At 38.6% G+C, this 3,649-nt stretch carries 4 protein-coding genes and 1 pseudogene; all 5 read right to left on the bottom strand.

Annotation, left to right across the window (positions count from 1 at the left end; genetic code table 11):
- Nucleotides 1-132 precede the first annotated feature (132 nt).
- Nucleotides 133-1,113: a tagatose-bisphosphate aldolase gene (gene lacD, locus HT719_RS09575; protein WP_172929036.1), complete on the bottom strand. Its 981-nt coding sequence runs from the start codon at nt 1,111-1,113 to the stop codon at nt 133-135.
- A 1-nt stretch (nt 1,114) separates the two neighbouring features.
- Nucleotides 1,115-2,044 (bottom strand): tagatose-6-phosphate kinase, encoded by a 930-nt coding sequence (locus HT719_RS09570; protein WP_172929034.1) that lies wholly within the window; start codon nt 2,042-2,044, stop codon nt 1,115-1,117.
- Nucleotides 2,045-2,054: 10 nt separating this feature from the next.
- The gene (gene lacB / locus HT719_RS09565) at nt 2,055-2,570 is read right to left on the bottom strand and encodes a galactose-6-phosphate isomerase subunit LacB (RefSeq protein ID WP_172929032.1); all 516 of its coding nucleotides are present in this window, start codon (nt 2,568-2,570) and stop codon (nt 2,055-2,057) included.
- 148 nt (nt 2,571-2,718) lie between these two features.
- Nucleotides 2,719-3,144, bottom strand: coding sequence for a galactose-6-phosphate isomerase subunit LacA (lacA, locus tag HT719_RS09560; protein WP_000029277.1), 426 nt, complete (start codon nt 3,142-3,144; stop codon nt 2,719-2,721).
- Between the two features lie 158 nt (nt 3,145-3,302).
- Nucleotides 3,303-3,386, bottom strand: a pseudogene (locus tag HT719_RS09555) (aldose epimerase); the annotation flags it as partial.
- Nucleotides 3,387-3,649 lie beyond the last annotated feature (263 nt).

The raw sequence follows: 3,649 nt of genomic DNA, 5'->3' as shown, positions 1-3,649 counted from the left end.
TTGTTATGACGCGCTTACATTCATATTAACTTGTGATTTAAGTATAGCACAAGTAAGTTGTTTTGTAAACCTTTACATATAACTTTTTTAAAAATTTTTTTAGACTCATGTTCCTAAACTAGAAGGACTTTCTTACACGCGTTCTTTCCATGAAGTCGCTGTTATTTGAAGAACTTTATTGAGTTCGTCAATGTTTTCAAAACCAGTTGTGCGAAGCCATTCGCGAGCTGCTGCTTCACCATCTTTGATGTATGCTTCAACTGATCCAGCCCATGTAGCACGGCCACAAAGAACACCATTGAAGTTTGCACCTGATTCATGGGCAAATACAAGAGTATCTTGGAAGAGTTTAGCTGATACACCAGCACTCAAGTAGATGTATGGCAAGTTAGTTGCTTCATCTTGAGCTTTGAAGAAGGCTGCTGCTTCTTCACGTGTATAAACCACTTCACCTTCAGCGAAGCCTTCAACATATTTAATGTTAACAGGAACTTCTACTTTCAAGACATCAATGTTAAAGCGAGGGTCTGAGAAGACTTTCATAGCACCGATAACTTTGTGTGGTTTTACTTTAGCGTATTCCACAGAACCAGCGTCAGCAATTTTTTCATCGTAAGCAAGGATTTCAAGGAAGAATGGGATATCTTCAGCCACACACTCAGAACCGATGCGTTCGATGTAAGCTTGTTTTTCTTGGTTGAGTTCGTCTGAACTATCTACATCATAGTAAAGCAAGAATTTAACTGCATCTGCACCTTCTTCTTTAATACGTTTTGCAGACCAAACATCCAAGCAGTCTGGCAAGCGTTTTGTGCTTGTTGTGTCGTAACCTGTTTTTTCATAAGCAAGGAGAAGACCAGCTTTTTCATCAAGAGCTTTAGTTGCTGGAAGTCCATACTCAGGGTCAAGAAGCATAGATGAAGCGTATTTAGTCAATTCATCTGCAACCAAGACTTTAAGTTCTTCCATTTGAGCCACAGTTGGTTCTTCTGTTTGGTGTTGAGCCATGAGGCGTTTCAAAGCACCACGTTGGTCAAAAGCAAGAGCTGAGATGATTCCATTTTCATCAGAAAGTTTTTCTAAGCGTGCACGTTTTTGTTCTGTTAAAGCCATTTTATACCTCTTTTACTATTAATTGATCATATAGAGCTTGATAGTTGGCCATGTTGACATGACCAGTCATTTTTTCTTGAGCATTGAGCATACCAAGGACATTTGCCTTGATGAGTAATGCTGCATCCGATTCTTTGTGAAGAAGTCCTGAAGAAATTCCTGCTACAGTAGAATCTCCAGATCCGACAGGATTTACCACCTGAATTCTAGGAATATCTACCTTATAGAAAGTGTCACCATGTTTGGCAAAAGCACCGTTGGCACCAAGTGAAACGATAATCCATTCAATACCTGCAAACAAAGGTTCTTGAAGGACTTCTTTTAATTCATCCAAATCCTCAGAAACTTCTTTTCCAAGAAGCTGAGATAATTCCTCATTATTTGGTTTGATGACTGTTGGTTTATGTGGTGATTCAAGAACCGCCTGAAGTGCTACACCAGAGCAGTCCAAGACAACGGGCTTGCCAGCTTGATTAGCAAGTTCTACCAAGCTCGCATAGTAATCAACTGGAAGGCCAGCTGGCAGACTACCTGAGATAGCTACTACTTCAACTGACTCCAAGAGTTTTTTGAAATGTTCCAAAAAGTCTTGACCTTCCTGTTCCAATACTTCAGGACCTTTTTCAAGAACTTCTGTTTGGTTGTCTCCGTGAAGAATAGCGATACAATTACGAGTTTCCCCCTGAATTGAGAAGAAATCTTTCTTTACTTGATTATCGATATTTTCAACCAAAAATTCACCAAGTTTACCACCCACTAAACCAGTAGCAAGAACAGAATCCCCAAATTCTGAAAGTACTCGGGTAACATTGAGTCCCTTACCACCAGCCGTTTTGGTTACATCCACCACACGATTGACAGTATCAATTTTTAACTCATCCAAGGAATAGGAAATATCAATGGATGGGTTCATTGTGACTGTTAAAATCATAGGTTACCTCTTAATCGTGGTATTCTCCGCGATCCCATTTTTCAAGGAATTCAGTGAAGAAGTTTGCGTCTGTTTGTCGAGCATTGTGACTTTCAAGGTGTTCAATTTTCGCAATCAATTTTTTGTTTTCTTCAGATGGTTTGTATTCAGCATGGATGAAAGCTTCGATGATGTCACACATGAGCAATTCACCAGTAATCTTACCACCAAAGCCGATAACGTTGGCGTTCAATTGTTCTCTAGCATAAAGGGCTGTTGTCATATCACGAACCAAGGCAGAACGGACACCTGGAACTTTATTTACAGCGTTGTTGATACCTACACCAGTACCACAGATACATACACCAAGATCAGCTTGACCGCTAGTTACAGCTTCCCCTACTTTTTTACCAAAGATTGGGTAGTGAGTACGTGTATGGTCATATGTACCAAAGTCAATGACTTCATATCCTTTTGATTTCAAAAATTCTGAAACCGCCATTTTTTCATCTGTTACGATGTGGTCACATCCAATTGCAATTCTCATTAGTTATTCCCTCCGATTAATTATATAAATCTAATATCATTTATCCCTACTCAAGAAAAATCAAGATTAGCTTAGGAAGCGAGCTGCAAGCATAACTGAGGTTAGCTAAAGTGAGCTGACAACAGATTATCTTGATTTTTGAAGAGTATTAGCACATTTTGTTCAACATGTCGACACGAATTTGGTGACGTCCACCATCGTATTTACCGTTAACAAATCCTTTAGCAATGTTTTTAGCCAATTCATCACCAACAAGTTGTGCACCCATAGTGATCATACGAGAGTTGTTGTGGCCACGAGTCATATAAGCTGAACGTTCGTCAGATACTTCTGCAGCAACCATTCCTTTGATCTTAGTGGCAACCATGAATGGACCAGCTCCATAAGCATCAATCACGATACCAAGGTTTTGTTCTTCTTTGTTTACTTCTGCAGCAACAGCAAGAGTCACATCAACAAAGTCTTGACCTTCAGCTGTAACATCCACAACGTGGAAGTTTTCTTTTTCCAAGAAGTCTTTCACAACTTCTTTCAATCTCAAACCTGCAGCATCTGCACCGATAACAATAGACATATTGTATACTCCTTTTTATTTTTTCTAGGCTGGATTCCAGCAGTGTATTGGCTGTCTTTAAGAAACAGTCAATTAGTCCTCACAAACATAATATACTACTATTGTTTGAAAAAGTCAATAGTTTGTGTTTGTTTTTGTTGTTTATTTTTTTTGATTTTTTATAAAACTTCTATCTCAAACCCTAATTCTTCAACCTGATTGGCTTCTAAGAGACGAACATTCTTCTTATCTTCTAAATGATTTTCTGCTGAATTTTAAGCAGAATGTCATTTCTCTTTTTAGAATCAAAAGGACGAGATTGTGGAATCTCTACAGGAACAATAGGTTGTGGCATTAAAATATCCGTAACCGCCCAATAACGAAGTATATTGAAAAATCTCCAGACTAGAGAACTCACGGATAGTTCCTAATCTGGAGATTTCTTATTTGCACTTTTCTTGTACAACTTTAGTCCATGGTAAATAAGCCTCTAAAACCTCTTTGTTTACGAGAGTTTCCTCGTTTG

The sequence above is a fragment of the Streptococcus sp. k-378 genome, assembly GCF_013277505.1.
Lineage (GTDB): Bacteria > Bacillota > Bacilli > Lactobacillales > Streptococcaceae > Streptococcus > Streptococcus pseudopneumoniae.
The sequence above is the reverse complement of the archived record's forward strand: the minus strand, read 5'-3'. Positions and strand labels throughout refer to the sequence as shown.